The following is an 18,246-nucleotide window of genomic DNA, read 5'->3' on the forward strand; positions in this document are numbered from 1 at the left end:
CTGCTACGAATTTCTGCTCACATGCGCGTAGCGCTCAACCGCTCCCAATCGGCCTCGGTTTGATCGGCATACAGTCGCGCGAATCGGCCCAGAGCGACGTCGAGTTCATCGGAATCGCCGGTGTATCCCGAGATCATCGACGCGCCGCTGGTGCGGGCATGTCCCTTGGCCAGGAGCCGCCCCACCACCCGTGCGTAGTCCACCAGGGCCGGCGCATCGATCGACGAGAGATCGATCGTCCCCTTCATGTTGCGGAACTGCCGCACGTAGTACTGCCGGCCGGCGATGGTGGTCCAGCCCAGCAGCGGATCGCTCACCGTCTGCAGATCCTGTTGATACTCCACGACGCGTTGTCCCTGGTGGTCGTGCCACGCAGACTCGCCGTGCACGTACGGTGCGAGCACCGACCGCCTGGCCTGCTTGAGCTGCAGGAACACCACATCGTCCTCGCTGGTGCCCTCGAGTAGCGCCACGTACGCCCGAAGCCCGACACTTCCCACCCCGACGACGCGATGCGCGACGTCGATCAACGTGTATCCCCCCAGCACCCGACGCCAATGCGGGGTGAGGGTGAGCAGGTACTCGTCCAGCCCGACGGCGAGCAGCTCTTCGTCCTTCGCCGAGATACGGGTGGTGATCGGCGGCTCCTCGACGATCCTGCGCGTGCCCTCGTGCTCCTCGGTGAATCGAGGTAGCACGCGATCGCTGGTGCGTCGACGCGCTTTCTTGGTGGCGCGCTTGATCTCCTTGCGCAACGATCCGGCAGTGGCGTCCCGTTGCAATTTCTCTGCCGTCAGACGCTGGAACGAGCGCGACATCAGCGGCTCGTCCGCCAGCCTGGCCACCTCGATGCGATACGAGGACACACAGGCGGTGACGGCATCGCGACACTGATCCTCGCTGCGTCCGTTCTGCCGCCCGGCCACCCAGATGCTGGCGGCGAGGCGTCGGAGATCCCACTCCCAGGCTCCCGGATGTGCCTCGTCGAAATCGTTGAGGTCGATGACGAGGTCACGTTCGGGGGAGGCGTAGAAGCCGAAGTTGCCGAGGTGGGCGTCGCCGCTGATCACCGGATTGATTCCGGTCGAGGGCAGCATCGCGACGTCCCGAGCCATGACGATGGCTGTTCCGCGCAGAAATCCGTAGGGGGATTCGACCATCCGCTCGAGACGGGTGGGGATCAACCATTCGATTCGGCCCTGGTGCGAGTACTCGATCTGTTTGACCGGGTCGGGGCGATCCGGCGGCGCTGCCCACTCCCCGAGCGAGGCGATCGGGACCTTCTCGCGTAGCCGTCGACCCAGTTCGTACCGTTCGGCACGGGGGAGCGGCCGAGCGCGCAGCGACGCGTACGGTGCGCTGTCGACTCCTGCCGAGTCGGTGACGACGGTGTGACCTTTTCCGGAGCCGGACATGTGAGATCACACTAATCCAGCGCTACGGGGCAGCCTTACCGAACTTCCAGTATCCGGTGAAGCAGATCTGCGACTTGGGCACGGAACGCTCGTTCACCAGGTACCGGCGCAGTCCTGTGGCCAGTGCCTGTTCACCCGCCACGTAGACGACGGGATCGCCGTCCGGAAGCTCGGCTTTCTGCACCGCGGCCAATGCAGCCTCGCCCGGCTTGGCCAGGGCGTTGGGACGCACGATCCATTCGATCTCGACGCCTGCCTGCAGGTCCTGCTTCTGGATGTCGGCCTCGCTGGGCACTTCGATGAACGCTCTGACCCGAGCATCCTCCGGCAACGACCGCAGAATGCCGAGAATTGCCGGGGCCGCGCTCTCGTCGCCGACGAGCAACTGCCAGTTGGATCGGCGCTCGAAGGTGTAGATGCGCCCTTCGTCGAAGATCGCGACGTGATCGCCTGGAGCGGCGTTTTGAGCCCACGTCGACGCCGGACCTGCCTGCGCGTCTCCACTCCCGCTCTCATGGGTCGTTCCGCCGGCTTCACTCCCGCTCTCATGGGTCGTTCCGCCGGCTCCACTCCCGTATTCATGGGTCGTTCCGCCGGCTCCACTCCCGTGCACGACGAAGTCGATGTCCAGCTCGGCACCGTCCCCATGCCTGCCCTGCCCGGCCGGTCGGAAGTCGCTGACGGTGTAATTCCGAACCACCGGCCTGGTGTCCTTGGAGAACGTCAGATATTGGGCGTACATGAGCATCGAAGTAGCGCTGGGGATGCGCGGCTCGTTCTGGCCCGGCTGCGGTAGGAACAGGCGGAACCAGTGGTCGTAGCCCATGTAGCAAAACTCTGACAGTGACTCGCTGCCGAGGGTGACCCGGATGAAACTGGGGCTGAGTCGCTCGCTCCCCAGCACGGTCAGGCGATAATAAGCGGGCTTGTTCGGCTTGAGGTACTTGCTCATGCCGCAAAGGTTAGCCGACCCTAAGTAGCGGTGGGGCTGCGTCGATTTCTATCGGTCGGGCCGGCCGCGCCGGTACCGCTGAACCACCTTGGCTCCGACGGGTACTGCGAACAACATCATGAAGACTCGGATGACCTGGGCAGCCACGACGAATGTCACGTTCGCGCCGGTCGAGGCCGCGATGGCGAGTACTGCGTAGACGCCGCCCGGAGTGGTCGCGAGGTAGCCCTCGTACCCGCTCGTCCCGGTTGCCGACGCCAACCACAATCCGAGCATCGCGCAGCCGACCGTGACGGCGATGATCAACATCAGCGATGCGGGCAGGACGCGCGAGATCGACTTGAGGCTGGCTACGGTGAAGCGCAGTCCGGCCTGCCAGCCGATGACGATGTACGCCGCCCACAGCAACAGCGTCGGAACGGATGCGTCGAACGAGACGCCGAGCACGTCGGCGAGCGTGGCCATGATCAGCGGGCCGAGCAGGGCGGGGGCGGGCAGCCGGATCACCTTGGCGAGCAGCACACCGATGACGCCGCAGATCAGGACGAAGGCGAGATCGATCCACAGTGCTTCGTGAACGTCGGCGGTGACCGACGACTGTCCGGGCTGGGCGTCGAACACCAGGGTCGCAACCAGCGGCAACGTGGTCGTCACCAGTACGACGCGCAGGTACTGCACCACGGCGACGACTCGTTCGTCGCCGCCGAGCTCCTGCGTGATCGCCACCAGTCCCGACGCGCCTCCCGCGACGAGCGCCAGCGAACCGGTCAGCGAATCGATGTCTTTGCGAAGTCCGAGCAGCGCTCCTGCCGCGATCGACAACAGTAGGGTGCCGATGCACGCCAGCAGCACCGGTAGCCATGTGTCACCCAGCGAGCTCAGGGTCTCGCGCTGTACGAGCGTTCCGATCTCGACGCCGAGTATCGCCTGCGCCGCCATCCCGAGTCGACGCGGTAGGGGTGCCCGCTCGGTGCCCGTCGTCGGAGCCCAACCGGCGAGTGCGAACACGATGGCCACCAACAGCGCAACGAACAGTGCCGCCGACGGCACACCGAGCGCATCGGCTCCGACGGTCAGTCCGACCGTGACGGCTATCAGCAGCAGCCAGCGAATCAAGAAGGTCGCTCGATCTCACGAACCTCGGGCGGCAATCCCCACTCGGTGCGGCCGAGGCGACTGAGCGGGGCAATGGTCTCGAACTCGGGGAGTCCGTCCTCGGCGAGGAATTCGGGGCGTACCGACAGCGCGACGACGGTGCCCATGACGACGAAACAGTTTCCCACCTCGACGACGCGATGCAGCGTCGCTTCGATGGCGATCGGTGCGGCCGCCACGCGCGGCGGCGTCACGATCGCACTGGGTTCGCTCTCGATGCCGACCGCCTCGAACTCGCTGACACCGTGATCGAAGCTCGCCGAGCTGTCGTTGACCTGATCGACCAACGGTGCCGTCGCCAGATTGACGACGAACTCGCCGGTGGCCTCGATGTTGCGCAGACTGTCCTTGCGGCTCACCGACGTGAACTGCACGACCGGCGGCTCCACCGAGGAGACCGTGAAGAAGCTGTAGGGCGCGAGGTTCGCCACACCGTCGGCGGAGACGGTGGACACCCACGCGATGGGCCTGGGCACTACCGACGCAGTCAGCAGCTGGTAGAAGCGACGTGGGGTGACCTCTTCGGGTCGAAAGACTGTACGCACCTCTCAATACTGTCAAAGCCCGGTTGCGGCGGCCGACCGGAGCATCTGACACTCTGGAAACTGTGAATCCGTCCACCGCTCAGGCCACTGCTGTCGTCGACGAACTGGCGCGCAGCGGCATCGAAGACGTCGTGCTGTGCCCCGGCTCGCGCAACGCCCCGTTGGCGTTCGCGTTGCAGGAAGCCGATGCGGCCGGACGTCTGCGATTGCACATGCGGATCGACGAACGGACCGCCGGATTTCTGGCCATCGGACTGAGCCTGGGTAGCGGCCAACCCGTACCGGTGGTGATGACGTCGGGAACGGCGGTGGCAAACCTCGGGCCCGCCGTACTCGAAGCGAACTACGCCCGCATCCCGCTGATCGTCATCAGTGCCAACCGGCCCTACGAGATGCTCGGCACCGGAGCCAACCAGACCATCGAGCAGCTCGGCCTCTTCGGATCCCAGGTTCGCGCAACCATCAGCCTCGGGCTGGCCGAAGAGGAGCCGAAACAGAACAGTCAGTGGCGCAGCGCGGTCTCGCGAGTCATCGCTGCTGCGCGCGGCGCACGCTCGGGCAACGCCGGACCCGTGCACTTCGATATTCCACTGCGTGAACCCCTGGTTCCTGCCCTCGGCGATCCGGGGGCGCGGCCCGAAGGGCGTCCGGACGGGATGCCGTGGACGACGACCACCCAGGCGACGCTGGACGTGCCGGTCGAGCTGGACCTGACGATCGACACCGTGGTCGTCTCCGGACACGGCGGCGGCGTCCGTCCGGAGCTCGCCGGCTTGCCGACCGTCGCCGAGCCGACCGCGCCGCTGCACGGAATTGCGTTGCACCCCTTGGCTCTGGCGCAGTTGAAACCGCGTCAGGCCGTCATCACCGGACGCCCGACACTGCACCGCCAGGTCTCGGCGCTGCTGGCCGACCCCGCCGTCGACGTCATCGCGCTCACCACCGGTCCGCGTTGGCCCGACGTCTCGGGCAACGTGCTGGCCACCGGCACGCGAGCGATCACCACCGGTGCGCCCGATCCCGCCTGGATCGCCCGCTGCGCTGCGCTGTCCGAGCGCGCTGAAAAGGCTGTGCACGAACAACTCCGAGAGCATCCCAAGCCGACGGGGCTGCACGTGGCCGACGTCGTGATGTCCGCGCTGCAGCCCGGCGATCAGCTGGTGCTCGGAGCCTCCAACCCTGTGCGCGACGCGGCCCTGGTCTCGACTCCGATCCCGGGGGTGAAGGTTCTGTCCAACCGCGGCGTTGCCGGCATCGACGGCACCGTCTCGACGGCGATCGGCGCCGCGATGGCCGGAAAGCGGCGCACGATAGCGCTTCTCGGGGACCTGACGTTTCTGCACGACGCGGCGGGCATGCTCATCGGAACCGGCGAGCCGCGTCCCGACGATCTGACGATCGTCGTCGCCAACGACGACGGCGGTGGCATCTTCGAGCTGCTCGAGCAGGGGGATCCGCAGTATGCGGGCGTGTTCGAGCGAGTATTCGGCACGCCACACGGAATGGATCTCGGAGCGTTGTGCGGGGCCTATCGCGTCGAGCATCGGTTGGTCGAATTACCCGAGCTGGCAACCGAACTCACCGCGCATGCCGTGGGAATCAGGGTGTTGGAAGTGACCACGGAGCGGTCGGGATTGCGGGATCTGCACGCGGCGATCCGCGCCCGTCTCTAACTCTGTTGCGCCGCCACCCATTCGAGTGTCTCGCCGGTTTCCTGATCGATCATGTCCTTGATCATCTTGTTGATCAGGTCCTCGATCTTGCCGCCGACGAGTGGGATCTTGACCGTCGATTCACCCACGATGATCAACTTCGCGCCGGTGCCGTCGGGCTGCAGTGACAACGTGCCGGTGATCTTCGCCGGAAGGCCGGTGGTGCTACCGGTCAGCGTTCCCTCGGCGTGGTCGCCCTCGAGCGGACCCCAGTAATCGGTGCGGGAGACGATCAGCTTGCCCTTGATGACCTTGGTGACGAATCCGGGGAGCTCGTTGGTGCCGACCTCTTCGGAGATGTCGACCGTCAGGCCGCCGTCGTCGTGCTTGGTCAGCTCGTACCCGTCTGTCTTCTTCGCCTTGGCGAAGCGCGCCATCCACTGGTCCTCACTGGTCAGTGCTGCGTGCACTTCTGCGGGAGGATTGGACGCGCGGAGTGTGTGTTCGAAGCTGCGAGACATGAGAGCAGACGCTACCCGAGCCGAGCTCGATCGGCTGCGAAGTAATCTGTCGAAGTGACCGATACAGCCCGAGGCAGCCGAACCCTGCGCAGGTCCCGGCTGATCGTGCTCGTGGTCGCTACCGCGATCTCGGTGCTGGCGGTGTTGCTGGTGGTCGGAGCGTGGCGAAACGACGTCACCATCGATTCCGACAAGGGCACCGCCACCGCCGAGGTGCTGTCGGCTGGCAAGTTGCGGTCGGCCGTCAGCTTCATCACTCCGGACGGCGTGACGCACAACCCGGCGCTCGGCGTCCTGTATCCCACCAACCTCGTCGCGGGCCAACGCATCGAGGTCGAGTACTACAAGGCCGAACCCGACGACGTCGAGCTGCTGGTGCGGGTTGCAGGCCGTGACGCCACCGTCGCCATCGTCCCGGCAGGATCGGTCATCGTCGTCACCTGGCTCATCGCGGGGCCCGTATTGTTCTGGCTCCGTCGCAAGGAGACCCAGCGTAAGGAGGCCGAATATGCGTAATGCCAAGCAGTGGGTCATCGCCGTTCTCGCCGCAGTGGCCGGGTTCGCGTTGGTGAACTTCGGCAACATCGCGTCGTCGATCGTCGTGATGGTGCTTGTCGTGGTGTTCCTTCTCGTTCTGACGACTCCGGTGCTGTATCCGCGTTCTCTGCCGGACGATGCTTCACGCGTGCTCGCCGCGGACCGGTCCGTTCCGCTGATCTACTGGCGGCCGGGCTGCATCTTCTGCCTGCGGCTGCGGTTGGCTCTGCTGCTACGCGGGAAGAAAGCAGTGTGGACGAGCATCCGCCAGGATCCGGCAGCGGCAGCGCGGGTCCGGTCGGTCAACGACGGCAACGAGACGGTCCCGACGGTGTTCGCCCCGTCCGAGCACCGCACCAACCCCGATCCGTCGTGGGTGATCACGCAATTCGTGTGACGTTGGCCCACACGTAACGTTGTCCATACCTGGTCGACGGCGAGGCCGCCCACACTGAGGACCGTGCGAGTAGCCATCGTTGCGGAATCGTTCTTACCCAACATGAACGGCGTCACCCACTCGGTGATCCGTGTCCTCGAACATCTCGACAGGACCGGGCACGATGCCATCGTCATCGCCCCGGACAATCCGTCCGGCCCGAAGGCCGAAACGTGGCACGACAACGTTCCGGTGTATCGGGTGCCGTCCGTGATGGTTCCGAAGGTGAGCTCGTTGCCCGTCGGGGTGCCCGGACTCGGGATGGTCTCGGCCTTGCGCGAATTCGCCCCCGACGTCGTACATCTGGCCTCGCCGTTCCTGCTCGGAGCCGGCGGCCTGGCCGCCGCCAACCGGTTGGACGTGCCCGCAGTTGCCGTCTACCAGACCGATGTCGCCGGTTTCGCCGCGAGTTACGGCCTGGGCCTGACCTCGAAGGCGGCGTGGCGCTGGACCAGGAGACTGCACCGCGGCGCGGCCCGCACCCTGGCACCGTCGACGTCGGCCGTCGATGCACTGGAGCTGCACGGCATCCCGCGCGTCCATCGGTGGGCCAGGGGAGTGGACGCGGTCCGCTTCGCACCCTCTGCCAAGTCGCAGACGCTCAGAACCCAGTGGGGAGCCGGAGACAAACTGATCGTCGGCTTCGTCGGCAGGCTCGCCCCCGAGAAGCACGTCGAGCGGCTTGCCGTCCTGGCCACGGATCCGTCGATCCAGCTGGTGATCGTCGGCGGCGGACCCGACACGGCAACCTTGCAGGCGCTGATGCCGAACGCCATCTTCACCGGCCAACTCGGCGGAGCCGAACTCGCACAGGCCTACGCCAGCTTCGACATCTTCGTGCATCCAGGCGAACACGAAACCTTCTGCCAGGCAGTGCAGGAAGCACTTGCCAGCGGAGTGCCCGTCATCGGACCGGACGCCGGCGGCCCGCGCGATCTGATCTCGCACTGCCGCAACGGCTATCTGCTGCCGGTCGACAAGTTCACCGAATTGCTGCCGAGCGCAGTCGGAGCCCTCGCCGAACCCGTCACCCGCGCCCGTTTCGGCGACGCCGCCCGCAAGTCGGTTCTACACCGCACCTGGCCGGCCATCTGCGACGAGCTGATCTCCCACTACTACGACGTGCAAGGCATCACAGCACCCCGGATACAAAAGATTGCTTGAGTAGTCTGGACCTCGTGGCCCAGACATCACGCGCAACCCTGGCAAAAGAGCCCCACGAGGTGGCGTCGATGTTCGACGGCGTCGCTCGGCGATACGACATCACCAACACGGTTCTGTCGTTCGGGCAGGATCGCAGTTGGCGCAAGCTGACGCGTCGAGCCCTGGACCTGAAGCCGGGTGAGCGAGTACTGGACCTTGCCGCGGGCACCGGCGTTTCGACGGTCGAACTCGGCCGCAGCGGAGCGTGGTGCGTGGCCACCGACTTCTCCAAGGGCATGCTGCAAGCCGGGCTGCAACGCGGCGTGCCGATGGTTGCCGGTGATGCCATGGCACTGCCCTACGCCGACGCGAGCTTCGATGCCGCCACCATCTCGTTCGGTCTTCGTAACGTCTCGGATTTCGATGCCGGGCTGCGCGAGATCGCCCGCGTCACCAAGCCGGGTGGGCGCCTCGTGGTGTCGGAATTCTCCACTCCGGTGTTCGGCCCGTTCCGCACCGTGTACATGGAGTACCTGATGAAGGCGTTGCCGAAAGTCGCTCGCACCGTGAGTAGTAACCCCGATGCCTACGTCTACCTCGCGGAGTCGATCCGCGCCTGGCCCACGCAGGAACAGTTGGCTCAGCGCATCACCGACGCCGGCTGGACCGACGTGCAGTGGCGCAACCTGACCGGCGGAATCGTGGCGCTGCACAAGGCAATTCGGCCGTAGGACGGTTCACGAAAAAGGCGGCCGGGAATCGATTTTCAGTGAACCGGTTCCCGATGCCCGCCAGGTGCGGGCTACGAGGTCGCTGTCGGCTTCGGTGATCAGGTTGCCCATGCATCGGACGGCGACCTTCATCAGGGCCCGCGAGCGCATGCCCACCGGTCCCGCTGCGGGCAGGAATTTCGGCACGGTCAACAGGCCGGCGAGTCGTCGCGCGATGGAGAAGGCCTGTCCGTAGTGCTCGCGCAGCAGAGTGGGCCAGGCCTCGGTGAGGTCGGGGTGATCGAGCAGGTCGACGACCATGCGGCCGCCTTCGAGTCCGTAGTCGATGCCCTCGCCGTTGAGTGGGTTCACGCACGCTGCGGCGTCGCCGATGATGGCCCAGTTGGTGCCTGCGACGCCGGAGACCGCTCCGCCCATCGGTAACAGCGCCGACGCCACCGCCCGCAGCTCGCCTGTCAACGCCCATTCCGGACGCCGCTGCTCGGTGTAGAGGTCGAGCAGCGGCCGTAACGCGCCGGTTGCCGGTCTCGTGGCGGTGGCGAGCGTGCCGACGCCGATGTTGATGTTCCCGTCGTTGAGTGGGAAGACCCAGCCGTAACCAGGCTGGAGAGTGCCTGCGGCGTCACGTAATTCGAGGTGCGAACTGATCCACTCGTCGTCGCTGCGTCCCGAGGTGATGTATGCGCGAGCCGCGACGCCGAACGCGGTGTCCCGATGCCATTGCCGGCCGAGTTGTTTGCCCAGGGTGGAGCGGACGCCGTCGGCGACGATCAGTGTGCGGCAGGAGATCTCGTGGGCGCCGGTAGCGGTCTGCAGAGTCACCGATCGGACGGAGTTGTCCTCGCGGGTGACGGCAACGGCCTTCGAGCCCTCGGCCATGACTGCCCCGGATTCGACGGCGACAGCGCGAATGCGATCGTCCAATTCGGTTCTGGGTACGGCACTTCCGACGGTCGGCAGGGATTTGCTCGGCCACTCGAGTTGCAGTTCCTGGCCGAATCCGCTTAAGCGCAGACCGCGATTGCGCGCTTTCCCACGCACCCATTCGCCGAGGCCGAGCTGATCGAGTTCGGCGACGGCGCGAGGCGTCAGGCCATCGCCGCAGGTCTTGTCGCGAGGAAAGACGGCTGCGTCGACGAGGACGACGTCGCGGCCGGATCGCGCTGCCCATGCCGCTGCGGACGATCCTGCTGGGCCCGCACCCACGACCAGGACGTCGGTCGAGGTGGGAGGGGGCTGCGGGGGAGTGCTCACACACTCCAGTATCCCGATTTTGCGCAGGCGTGCGGCGAGGGCCTCCGGTTAACGCCGTGTGAACGCTTGTTTCATAGATTCAAAATCTATGGACGGATCGTTCATGGCGGGTCTAGCGTCTCCCACGTGCACCGACCGATCCTCCTTCTCGACTTCGACGGCACCGTCTGCCTCGGAGACGACCCAGTGTGGGCGTACGCCGACGCTGTTGCCGACTCTCTCGACGCGGCCTCTGCCGACACGCTGCGCGCCGGGTTGACGGCTTTCTTGGAAACCGGAGCGGGTGAGTACGTGGACGGCTACTCCGCCGTTCAGCAGCTGTCGGTGGGCGTCGATGCTGCCACCCTTGCCGCTGCGTACGCGCACTCCCGCGAACGACTGGCGACGGGTGAGCTCGAGGTGTGGGCTCCCGCCGGACTCGCGGAATTCCTCGGTCGTGTCTCGGCCGAGGTGGTCCTGGCCACCAATGCCCCACAGCGTGGCGTGGTGGAAACCCTCGAGCGTCTCGGCCTGATCGGGCGCATGGACCGTGTGTTCACCGATGCAGGTAAGCCCGAGAAGATGCCCGAGCTGGTGGGCTCATTGCTGGACACGCGGTCACCGCATGAACTGGCCAGCGTCGGCGACATCTGGCGCAACGATCTCGACGCCGCGCATCGTCGCGGTGCCGTCACCGCCTACATCGACCGTCACGGTCATCCTCGGCCCGAGGCGACATTCTGCGCCTCGACGTTTCCGGTCATGTACGACGCACTCCTCGAATGGTCCACCGATCCAGCAGCATTCGCACCCACTCACGAAGGACAGTCATGAGAATTCGTACACCCTTGCTCGCGGTGGTAGCCACCGGACTGCTCACCGCCTCGTTGGCCGGATGCGGTGCCCGCGACGAGTCCACCACCGAGTCCTCGGCTGCGTCGCCCTGCACCGGATCCAGTGCTGCAGATGCGGCCGACCCGTCCGAGCTGACGCTGGCCCTCGTTCCCTCGGGTGACGCGAACAAGCTCGTCGAGACCGTCAAGCCGTTGCAGGACGCGCTGACCGAGCGCCTCGACATCCCCGTCCGCGGCGTCATCACCCAGGACTACCAGGCAGCGGTAGAGGCCATCGGTGCGAACCAGGCGCAGATCGGCATGCTGCCGCCGCTGCAGATGGTGCAGGCCTGCAACAAGTACGGCGCCGAGCCGGCTCTGCAGACCGTCCGCAAGGGCAAGACCACGTACGCGGCGCAGTTCTACACCAACAACCCCGACAAGTACTGCGACGACGCTCCCGTCACCGGAGCCAACGGCTTGCTGTACTGCAACGGCACCGAAGGTGGCACGGGCCCAGCAGGACTCGACTCGCTGGGCAAGATGAAGGACGCCAAAACCGTCATGCTGCAGTCCGCGTCCTCGGCCGGATTCGTCTTCCCCTCCGCCGCCCTGAAGGCTGCGGGCATCGACTCGACCACCGACCTCGACCTGACGCAGGTCACCTCGCACCCGGCGGCAGTGCTGTCGGTGAACAATGGCGACGACGAGGTGGGTGTGTCGTTCTGGGACGCCCGCGAGACCGTCGTGAAGGACACCCCCGATGTGGCGAAGAATCTGGTGGTCTTCGCGCTGACCAACGAGATCCCCAACGACGGTGTCTCGATCAGCAGTTCGCTCAGCCCTGATCTGCAGCAGCGCATCTCGGACGCGATGGAGGATTACGCGTCCACCCCCGAGGGTGTCGATGCCCTGACGGCGATCTATCAGATCACGGGGCTCGACAAGGCCGATCCCGCCGCGCTGCAGCAGGCGCAGACCGAGGCGGACTCCATCGGCCTGGGGAACTGACTCGGATGAGCGGCGACAGCATCGCATTCGACAACGTCTCGGTCACCTATGCGGGCGGCCATACCGCGCTCGACGGCGTGACGCTGGAGATTCCAGCGGGCCAGATGGTTGCCGTCGTCGGATTGTCGGGCGCAGGAAAGTCCACGCTGATTCGCACCGTCAACGGCCTCGTTCCGGTCACCTCCGGCACCGTGACGGTCGGTGATCGCGCCGTGAACAACCTCAGCAGCAAGGGGTTACGGGATCTGCGCGGCGACATCGGAATGATCTTTCAGGGCTTCAACCTCGCCAAGCGCACCAGCGTGTTGAACAACGTGATGATGGGACGACTGCACAGCTCGCCGATGTGGCGAACGCTGCTCGGTGCGTGGTCGGCGGAGGACACCGAGCTGGGAATGCAGGCCCTCGAACGTGTCGAGATCGTCGGCAAGGCCTACGAGAAGGCGTCGTCGCTCTCCGGTGGTCAGCAGCAGCGGGTCGCCATCGCGCGAGCATTGGCGCAAGGGCCGCGGGTGATCCTCGCGGACGAACCGGTGGCGTCGCTCGATCCGCCGACCTCGCACGTCGTCATGCGGGATCTGCAACGTATCAACGCAGATCTCGGCATCACCGTCGTCGTCAATCTGCACTTCCTCGATCTGGCCCGGCGCTACGGCGACCGGCTGATCGGGCTGCGCGACGGGAAGGTCGTGTTCGACGGTCATGGCCGCGACGCCGACGAATCGGTGTTCGAGAGCATCTACGGTCGCTCGCTGACCGCCGAGGACGTTCTGGAAGCTAAGGCCGAACTGTGACGAGTCCGGTAGTGGAACGGCCGCGCAAACCGCGGAACGCTTGGAAAACCGTTGTTGTCCTTGCCATCATCGCCGCGATCACGATCTGGGCGGGCATCGGTGTCGGTGCCGACCTCGGTGACATCATCGACAATTGGGGCAATGCGACCGGCAAGCTGATCCAATTGGTGCAGCCCGACTACTGGTTTTTCCCCGAGACCGTCGATGCGATCCTCGAGACGCTGCAGATGGCCGTCATCGCGACGGCGATCGGAGCCGCGATCTCTTTCCCGCTCAGTTTTGCGGCCTCGCATGTCACCAACCCGAATCGACCGTTGCTGACGGCCGTGCGCGGAATCATGAATGTTGTACGCGCAGTGCCGGATCTGCTGTACGCGGCGGTGTTGGTCGCGGTGGTCGGCACCGGAGCTCTTTCGGGAATTCTGGCGCTGATCCTGTTCAACGTCGGCATCATCGTCAAGCTCGTCTCCGAGGCACTGGACTCCGTCGATCGTGGTCCGCAGGAAGCGGCCCTCGCTGCCGGCGGTACCTGGATCGCGGCCGATCGGAGTGCTGTTGCGCCGCAGATCTTTCCGGCGTTCGTCTCGCAGAGTCTCTACACGTTGGAGCTGAACGTCCGCGCCTCGGCGGTCATCGGGCTCGTCGGTGCAGGAGGCCTCGGCATGCTCATCGACAACGTCCGCACCTTCTACAAGTATCACCAACTCAGCCTCATCATCCTCGAGATTCTCGTCATCGTCCTGGCGCTGGAACTGATCTCGTCCTGGGCCCGTCGAAAGTTGGTCGGATGAGCGTCATCGACCGCACCGCGCGCGTCACCCCGGCTCGGCCGCGGAAACCGCGCAACCCCCTGCGCACCGCGGTGTGGGTCGGCATCGTCGCACTGTTCGCACTGTCGTTGTACGGCATCGAGATTCGCTGGGACAGGCTGCTGGAGCTACCGCAGAACCTGGTGCGCTACGCAGAGCTGATGTTCGTGCCGCCCGACGTCTCCGCGCTGGGCAAGGCCGTCTCGGCCACCATCGAATCGGTGCAGATGGCGTGGTTCGGAACGGTGCTCGGCATCATCGTGTCGTTTCCGCTCAGCTTCCTCGCGGCCGCGAACATCGGGCCGCTCTGGCTGCGGTGGCCGCTGCGTGTGGTGTTCGCCGTCATCAGGGCGGTGCCCGAGGTCGTCATCGCAATTCTCATCCTGTCGGTCACCGGGCTCACCGCGTTCACCGGAGCGCTCGCCATCGCCATCGGCTCGGTGGGCACCCTCGGCAAATGGGGATACGAGGCCATCGAAGGTGCCGAGAAGGGGCCGATCGAAGCGGCCCGGGCCGCCGGAGGTTCGACGGCGCAGATCGTGCGGTGGGGACTGTGGACCGACGTCGCCCCCGAGGTGTTCGCGTTCTGGCTCTATCGATTCGAGATCAACGTTCGGGCGTCGGCCATCCTGGGTCTGATCGGTGCAGGCGGAATCGGCAGCATGCTGGTCGACAACGTGCAGTACCGGCAGTGGGGTGCCGTGGGCATGCTGCTGATCGTCGTCGTGGTCATCACCGTGATCATCGATCAGATCTCCGGGCGGGTGCGTCGCCGCATCATCGACGGACACTGGGGCCGGCAGAGAAAAGTATGAGCAAGATATGAGCATGGATCTCGCGCCGGGTGGAGTCGTCCCGCACATCAGATCGATCATTCCCTCGTTGCTGCCGGCCGAGCGAGCCGTCGCCGAAGTCTTTCTCGAACGTCCCGCCGACATCGTCGAGATGTCCTCGCAGCAGGTGGCCGATGCAGCAGGCGCATCGCGGGCGTCGGTGGTGCGCACCTGCCAGAGTCTCGGCTTCGGCGGGTATCAGCAACTCCGGGTGCTGCTCGCGCGCGACGCGGCGCGCGCCCTGCCCACCCAGGAACGTTCGGCAGACGGCCCGTTCGCGATCGTCACCGAGACCTTCGCCCACGTCGGAGAGTCCATCGCGGCGATGACGGCTCTACTCACCACCGAGGACGTCACGCGCGCCGTGTCCACCCTCGCCGGTGCCGAGTCGATCGTGGTCATCGGAAACGGGCTCTCGGCTGCGCTGGCCGCCGATACCGATTCCCGGATGCGGTCGCTGGGTCTGCGCTCGCACGCACCCACCGACTCCATTGCCCAACAGGTTGCCGTTCGGCTTCTCACCGACCGTGACGTCGCCCTGATCATCAGTGGATCGGGCGCGACGAGCGCGTCGACCAAGGCCGCGCAGGCCGCTCGGGAGCGCGGGGCCACCGTGGTGTCGGTGACGTCGTTCGCTCGCTCGACTCTCGCGGCCGCGTCGGACATAGCCCTGGTGGTGGGCATGCGAGATCTCAGTTTCCAGCGTGAACTCGCCGTCACCAGCCGGATTCCGCACGTGATCCTGCTCGAGGGACTGATGGCGGCGCTGACCGACGCATTGGGGGACAGGGCGTCGGCGGCGATGGCCGCGACCCTCGAAGTCATTTCCGGCAACCTGGGTGAGTGAAGCGTCACCTGTGGTCGGTGACACCGTCGCACCTGTGTGCACGCTAGGTTCACTACGGTAGAAGGCGAGCAGTGGCGCAATTGCTGCTCCCGCCGGCATGTCGACGACAGGACAGGGACCAACATCGTGAGTACAGACGACGCTGCCGTAGCAACGGTCGTTGCCGGAGTCGACCTGGGTGACCCGGAGCTCGCGCGATCCGTCGCCGACGGCCTCGCACGCGTCGAAGAGCTGATGATCAGCGAACTCTCCGATGGAGAAGAGTTCCTGACCGAGGCCGCGCTGCACCTGGCCAAGGCCGGCGGAAAACGCTTCCGGCCCCTGTTCACGGTGCTCACCGGCCAGCTCGGGCCGTCGCCGACCGATCCTGCGATCGTCACCGCCGCCACGGTCGTCGAACTGGTTCATCTCGCCACGCTCTATCACGACGACGTCATGGACGAGGCGTCGATGCGCCGAGGTGCGGAGAGCGCGAACTCACGCTGGGGCAACAGTGTGGCGATTCTCGCGGGCGACTACCTGTTCGCGCACGCGTCGAGGCTGGTGTCCACCCTCGGTCCCGACGCCGTTCGGATCATCGCCGAGACGTTCGCCGAGCTGGTCACCGGTCAGATGCGCGAGACGATCGGAGCCAAGGGCACCGAGGATCCCGTCGCGCACTACCTGAAGGTCGTGTGGGAGAAGACCGGATCGCTCATCGCCTCGTGTGGACGCTTCGGTGGAACGTTCAGTGGGGGCGACGCCGAGCACGTGGGACGCCTCGAGCGCCTCGGTGACGCCGTCGGCACCGCGTTCCAGATCTCCGACGACATCATCGACATCTCCTCGGCCACCGAGCAGTCCGGCAAGACCCCCGGCACCGACCTTCGTGAGGGTGTACACACTCTGCCGGTGCTGTTCGCGCTCCGCGAAGAAGGTGCCGACGGCGATCGGCTGCGCGAGATCCTGGCCGGCCCGGTCACCGAGGACGCGCTCGTCACCGAGGCCCTCGAGCTGTTGAAGCGCTCGCCGGGAATGGTCTCGGCCAAGAAGACGCTCGGCGAATTCGCAGCTCGGGCTCATGCAGAGCTCGCGCAGCTGCCGCAGGGACCGGCCAACGATGCGCTCGGACGGTTGGTGAACTACACCGTCGAACGCGTCGGCTAGCGACCCTCCAGGCGGGAACTGCAGGTCCTGGTGTTTTCGTTGAATCGGGTAGGAACACCCGGTACGAGGAGGCACCAGTAACAGTGAACAGTTACGCGAACGGCGCGAAGACTTTCGGCCTGCTGGTCGGGATGTCCGCACTCATCGTTTTCATCGGCTCGTTGTTCGGCAATTCGATGATTCTGATCGGGTCCGTCGTCCTGGCCGTGGGCGTGAACGGCTACGCGTATTTCAACAGCGCGAAGATGGCCTTGCGGTCGATGCATGCGGTGCCGGTGACCGAGCTCGAGCAGCCGGCGATGTATCGCATCGTGCGCGAGTTGGCTACGGCCGCTCATCAGCCGATGCCCGCGCTGTACGTGAGCCCCACCAACAATCCCAACGCTTTCGCCACCGGGCGAAACCCACGCAACGCAGCCGTGTGCTGCACCGAGGGCATTCTGCGAATTCTCGACGAGCGGGAACTGCGCGCGGTGCTCGGCCACGAGCTGTCGCACGTCTACAACCGCGACATCCTGATCTCGTCGGTTGCGGGTGCGATGGCGTCGGTCATCTCGGGTCTGGCAAACCTGGCGTTCTTCGCCAATGTCTTCGGCGGCCGCGGCAACGGGGGACCGAACCCGCTCGCGCTGCTGCTGGTGTCGATGCTGGGACCCATTGCGGCCAGCCTGGTTCGCCTCGCGGTCTCCCGCTCGCGTGAGTACCAAGCCGACCAGTCCGGGGCCGAGCTGACCGGCGATCCGTTGGCGCTGGCGTCGGCGCTCCGCAAGCTCGAGCAGGGAGTGCAGCTGGCACCGCTGCCACCGGAGCCGCGGCTGGCCGCAGAGTCACATCTGATGATCGCCAATCCGTTCCGGCTCGGCGACAAGGCGGGTGCGCTCTTCGCCACCCACCCGCCGATGGCCGACCGAATCGAGCGACTCGAACGGATGGCCGGCCATCGGCCGTATTGAGCGGCTGCGCCGCACGTGAACGAAACTTCGACCCCTGCTACGAAGTTGTACTCACGTGCGGCGCAGGAGTGGAGCCTGCGGAACGACCCAGGTGAGGAGCCGCTCTACCGGTAGTTGACGAACTGCAGTGCGATTCCGAAGTCCTCGCTCTTGAGCAACTGCTGGATGGCCTGGAGGTCGTCGCGCTTCTTGCTGCTCACGCGCAGCTCGTCGCCCTGGATCTGCGCTTTGACGCCCTTGGGGCCGTCGTCGCGGATCTTCTTCGAGATCTTCTTGGCGTTCTCGGTGCTGATGCCCTGGACGAGCTTGCCGGTGACCTTGTAGACCTTGCCCGACGCGGCAGGATCGTTGGTCTCGAACGCCTTGAGTGAGACGTCGCGGCGGATCAGCTTTTCCTTGAACACGTCCAGGGCCGCTTTGACCTTCTCCTCGGATTCGGACGTGATGACGATGGTCTCCGCCTCGCCGCTACCGGACCATTCGATGCTGGTGTCGGATCCGCGGAAGTCGAAGCGGGTCGCCAGCTCCTTCGCGGCCTGTCCCAGAGCGTTGTCCACTTCCTGGCGGTCGACTTTGCTCACTACGTCGAAGGACGAATCAGCCACTTCTCACACTCTCCAGTCGAATCGAAATATTTGATGTGGCGATGGTGTCGGACCACATCCTGCAGGGACTTTATCGGCCCGCTACCGACCGTATC

Annotated in this window: 20 protein-coding genes; 13 read left to right on the plus strand and 7 right to left on the minus strand. The window is 65.7% G+C overall.

Annotation, left to right across the window (positions count from 1 at the left end; genetic code table 11):
* Nucleotides 1-17: 17 nt before the first annotated feature.
* The 4 genes from ASG84_RS01125 to ASG84_RS01140 are packed head-to-tail and all read right to left on the minus strand — an operon-like array spanning nt 18 to nt 4,067.
* Nucleotides 18-1,415, minus strand: a complete 1,398-nt coding sequence (locus ASG84_RS01125; RefSeq protein ID WP_057475205.1) for a DUF2252 domain-containing protein — start codon at nt 1,413-1,415, stop codon at nt 18-20.
* Nucleotides 1,416-1,437: 22 nt separating this feature from the next.
* The gene (locus ASG84_RS01130; protein WP_057475206.1) at nt 1,438-2,367 is read right to left on the minus strand and encodes a siderophore-interacting protein; all 930 of its coding nucleotides are present in this window, start codon (nt 2,365-2,367) and stop codon (nt 1,438-1,440) included.
* Between the two features lie 48 nt (nt 2,368-2,415).
* Nucleotides 2,416-3,483, minus strand: coding sequence for an AbrB family transcriptional regulator (locus ASG84_RS01135; RefSeq protein WP_057475207.1), 1,068 nt, complete (start codon nt 3,481-3,483; stop codon nt 2,416-2,418).
* A complete protein-coding gene (locus tag ASG84_RS01140; protein WP_057475208.1) occupies nt 3,480-4,067 on the minus strand; it encodes a flavin reductase family protein in 588 nt (195 codons plus the stop codon). The genes ASG84_RS01135 and ASG84_RS01140 overlap by 4 nt, the downstream gene beginning before the upstream one ends.
* 62 nt (nt 4,068-4,129) lie before the next feature.
* Here ASG84_RS01140 and menD point away from each other — a divergent pair, with 62 nt between their 5' ends.
* Entirely contained in the window at nt 4,130-5,740 is a 1,611-nt protein-coding gene (gene menD / locus ASG84_RS01145; RefSeq protein WP_057475209.1) for a 2-succinyl-5-enolpyruvyl-6-hydroxy-3-cyclohexene-1-carboxylic-acid synthase, read from the plus strand.
* On the opposite strand, the gene ASG84_RS01150 is transcribed toward menD, so the two are convergent.
* Nucleotides 5,737-6,240, minus strand: coding sequence for a DUF2505 domain-containing protein (locus ASG84_RS01150; RefSeq protein WP_057475210.1), 504 nt, complete (start codon nt 6,238-6,240; stop codon nt 5,737-5,739). The two genes, menD and ASG84_RS01150, sit on opposite strands and share 4 nt — an antisense overlap.
* Nucleotides 6,241-6,294: 54 nt before the next feature.
* Here ASG84_RS01150 and ASG84_RS01155 point away from each other — a divergent pair, with 54 nt between their 5' ends.
* The 4 genes from ASG84_RS01155 (at nt 6,295) to ASG84_RS01170 (ending at nt 9,087) form a co-directional block, all read left to right on the plus strand.
* The gene (locus ASG84_RS01155) at nt 6,295-6,756 is read left to right on the plus strand and encodes a hypothetical protein (protein WP_057475211.1); all 462 of its coding nucleotides are present in this window, start codon (nt 6,295-6,297) and stop codon (nt 6,754-6,756) included.
* Nucleotides 6,749-7,174, plus strand: coding sequence for a glutaredoxin domain-containing protein (locus ASG84_RS01160; RefSeq protein ID WP_057475212.1), 426 nt, complete (start codon nt 6,749-6,751; stop codon nt 7,172-7,174). Before ASG84_RS01155 ends, ASG84_RS01160 begins: the two co-directional genes overlap by 8 nt.
* Nucleotides 7,175-7,237: 63 nt before the next feature.
* Nucleotides 7,238-8,377 carry a glycosyltransferase family 4 protein gene (locus ASG84_RS01165; protein ID WP_200936474.1) on the plus strand — a complete coding sequence of 380 codons (1,140 nt, stop codon included), beginning with the start codon at nt 7,238-7,240 and terminating at the stop codon, nt 8,375-8,377.
* Between the two features lie 14 nt (nt 8,378-8,391).
* Nucleotides 8,392-9,087: a demethylmenaquinone methyltransferase gene (locus tag ASG84_RS01170; RefSeq protein ID WP_082520716.1), complete on the plus strand. Its 696-nt coding sequence runs from the start codon at nt 8,392-8,394 to the stop codon at nt 9,085-9,087.
* Between the two features lie 6 nt (nt 9,088-9,093).
* Here ASG84_RS01170 and ASG84_RS01175 read toward each other — a convergent pair whose 3' ends face one another.
* The gene (locus tag ASG84_RS01175) at nt 9,094-10,341 is read right to left on the minus strand and encodes a geranylgeranyl reductase family protein (protein WP_082520717.1); all 1,248 of its coding nucleotides are present in this window, start codon (nt 10,339-10,341) and stop codon (nt 9,094-9,096) included.
* Between the two features lie 126 nt (nt 10,342-10,467).
* Between ASG84_RS01175 and ASG84_RS01180 the strand changes: the two genes are divergently transcribed.
* From ASG84_RS01180 to htpX, 8 genes are all read left to right on the plus strand, one after another.
* Entirely contained in the window at nt 10,468-11,154 is a 687-nt protein-coding gene (locus ASG84_RS01180) for an HAD family hydrolase (RefSeq protein WP_057475214.1), read from the plus strand.
* A complete protein-coding gene (gene phnD / locus ASG84_RS01185) occupies nt 11,151-12,164 on the plus strand; it encodes a phosphate/phosphite/phosphonate ABC transporter substrate-binding protein (protein ID WP_057475215.1) in 1,014 nt (337 codons plus the stop codon). Before ASG84_RS01180 ends, phnD begins: the two co-directional genes overlap by 4 nt.
* Before the next feature lie 5 nt (nt 12,165-12,169).
* Nucleotides 12,170-12,958 (plus strand): phosphonate ABC transporter ATP-binding protein, encoded by a 789-nt coding sequence (gene phnC, locus ASG84_RS01190; RefSeq protein WP_057475216.1) that lies wholly within the window; start codon nt 12,170-12,172, stop codon nt 12,956-12,958.
* Entirely contained in the window at nt 12,955-13,749 is a 795-nt protein-coding gene (gene phnE / locus ASG84_RS01195; protein WP_057475217.1) for a phosphonate ABC transporter, permease protein PhnE, read from the plus strand. Before phnC ends, phnE (ASG84_RS01195) begins: the two co-directional genes overlap by 4 nt.
* On the plus strand, nt 13,746-14,582 hold the full coding sequence (gene phnE, locus ASG84_RS01200) for a phosphonate ABC transporter, permease protein PhnE (RefSeq protein ID WP_057475218.1): 837 nt from the start codon (nt 13,746-13,748) through the stop codon (nt 14,580-14,582). The genes phnE (ASG84_RS01195) and phnE (ASG84_RS01200) overlap by 4 nt, the downstream gene beginning before the upstream one ends.
* A gap of 13 nt (nt 14,583-14,595) precedes the next feature.
* Nucleotides 14,596-15,447 carry a MurR/RpiR family transcriptional regulator gene (locus ASG84_RS01205; RefSeq protein ID WP_162248300.1) on the plus strand — a complete coding sequence of 284 codons (852 nt, stop codon included), beginning with the start codon at nt 14,596-14,598 and terminating at the stop codon, nt 15,445-15,447.
* Between the two features lie 126 nt (nt 15,448-15,573).
* Nucleotides 15,574-16,593, plus strand: coding sequence for a polyprenyl synthetase family protein (locus ASG84_RS01210; protein ID WP_057475220.1), 1,020 nt, complete (start codon nt 15,574-15,576; stop codon nt 16,591-16,593).
* Between the two features lie 83 nt (nt 16,594-16,676).
* The gene (gene htpX, locus ASG84_RS01215) at nt 16,677-17,546 is read left to right on the plus strand and encodes a zinc metalloprotease HtpX (RefSeq protein ID WP_082520718.1); all 870 of its coding nucleotides are present in this window, start codon (nt 16,677-16,679) and stop codon (nt 17,544-17,546) included.
* Between the two features lie 104 nt (nt 17,547-17,650).
* Here the strand turns inward: htpX and ASG84_RS01220 are convergent, their stop codons facing one another.
* The gene (locus ASG84_RS01220) at nt 17,651-18,151 is read right to left on the minus strand and encodes a YajQ family cyclic di-GMP-binding protein (protein ID WP_057475221.1); all 501 of its coding nucleotides are present in this window, start codon (nt 18,149-18,151) and stop codon (nt 17,651-17,653) included.
* Nucleotides 18,152-18,246: the final 95 nt, after the last annotated feature.

The sequence above is a fragment of the Rhodococcus sp. Leaf278 genome, from assembly GCF_001426085.1.
In the GTDB taxonomy this organism is placed as follows: Bacteria; Actinomycetota; Actinomycetes; order Mycobacteriales; family Mycobacteriaceae; genus Rhodococcoides.

What these genes read in the sequence shown, in the direction of transcription:
- ASG84_RS01125 (WP_057475205.1), bottom strand. Translation starts at nt 1,415, where the DNA reads ATGTCCGGCTCCGGAAAAGGTCACACCGTCGTCACCGACTCGGCAGGA.
- ASG84_RS01130 (WP_057475206.1), bottom strand. Translation starts at nt 2,367, where the DNA reads ATGAGCAAGTACCTCAAGCCGAACAAGCCCGCTTATTATCGCCTGACC.
- ASG84_RS01150 (WP_057475210.1), bottom strand. Translation starts at nt 6,240, where the DNA reads ATGTCTCGCAGCTTCGAACACACACTCCGCGCGTCCAATCCTCCCGCA.
- ASG84_RS01160 (WP_057475212.1), top strand. Translation starts at nt 6,749, where the DNA reads ATGCGTAATGCCAAGCAGTGGGTCATCGCCGTTCTCGCCGCAGTGGCC.
- phnD (WP_057475215.1), top strand. Translation starts at nt 11,151, where the DNA reads ATGAGAATTCGTACACCCTTGCTCGCGGTGGTAGCCACCGGACTGCTC.
- phnC (WP_057475216.1), top strand. Translation starts at nt 12,170, where the DNA reads ATGAGCGGCGACAGCATCGCATTCGACAACGTCTCGGTCACCTATGCG.
- phnE (WP_057475218.1), top strand. Translation starts at nt 13,746, where the DNA reads ATGAGCGTCATCGACCGCACCGCGCGCGTCACCCCGGCTCGGCCGCGG.
- ASG84_RS01205 (WP_162248300.1), top strand. Translation starts at nt 14,596, where the DNA reads ATGGATCTCGCGCCGGGTGGAGTCGTCCCGCACATCAGATCGATCATT.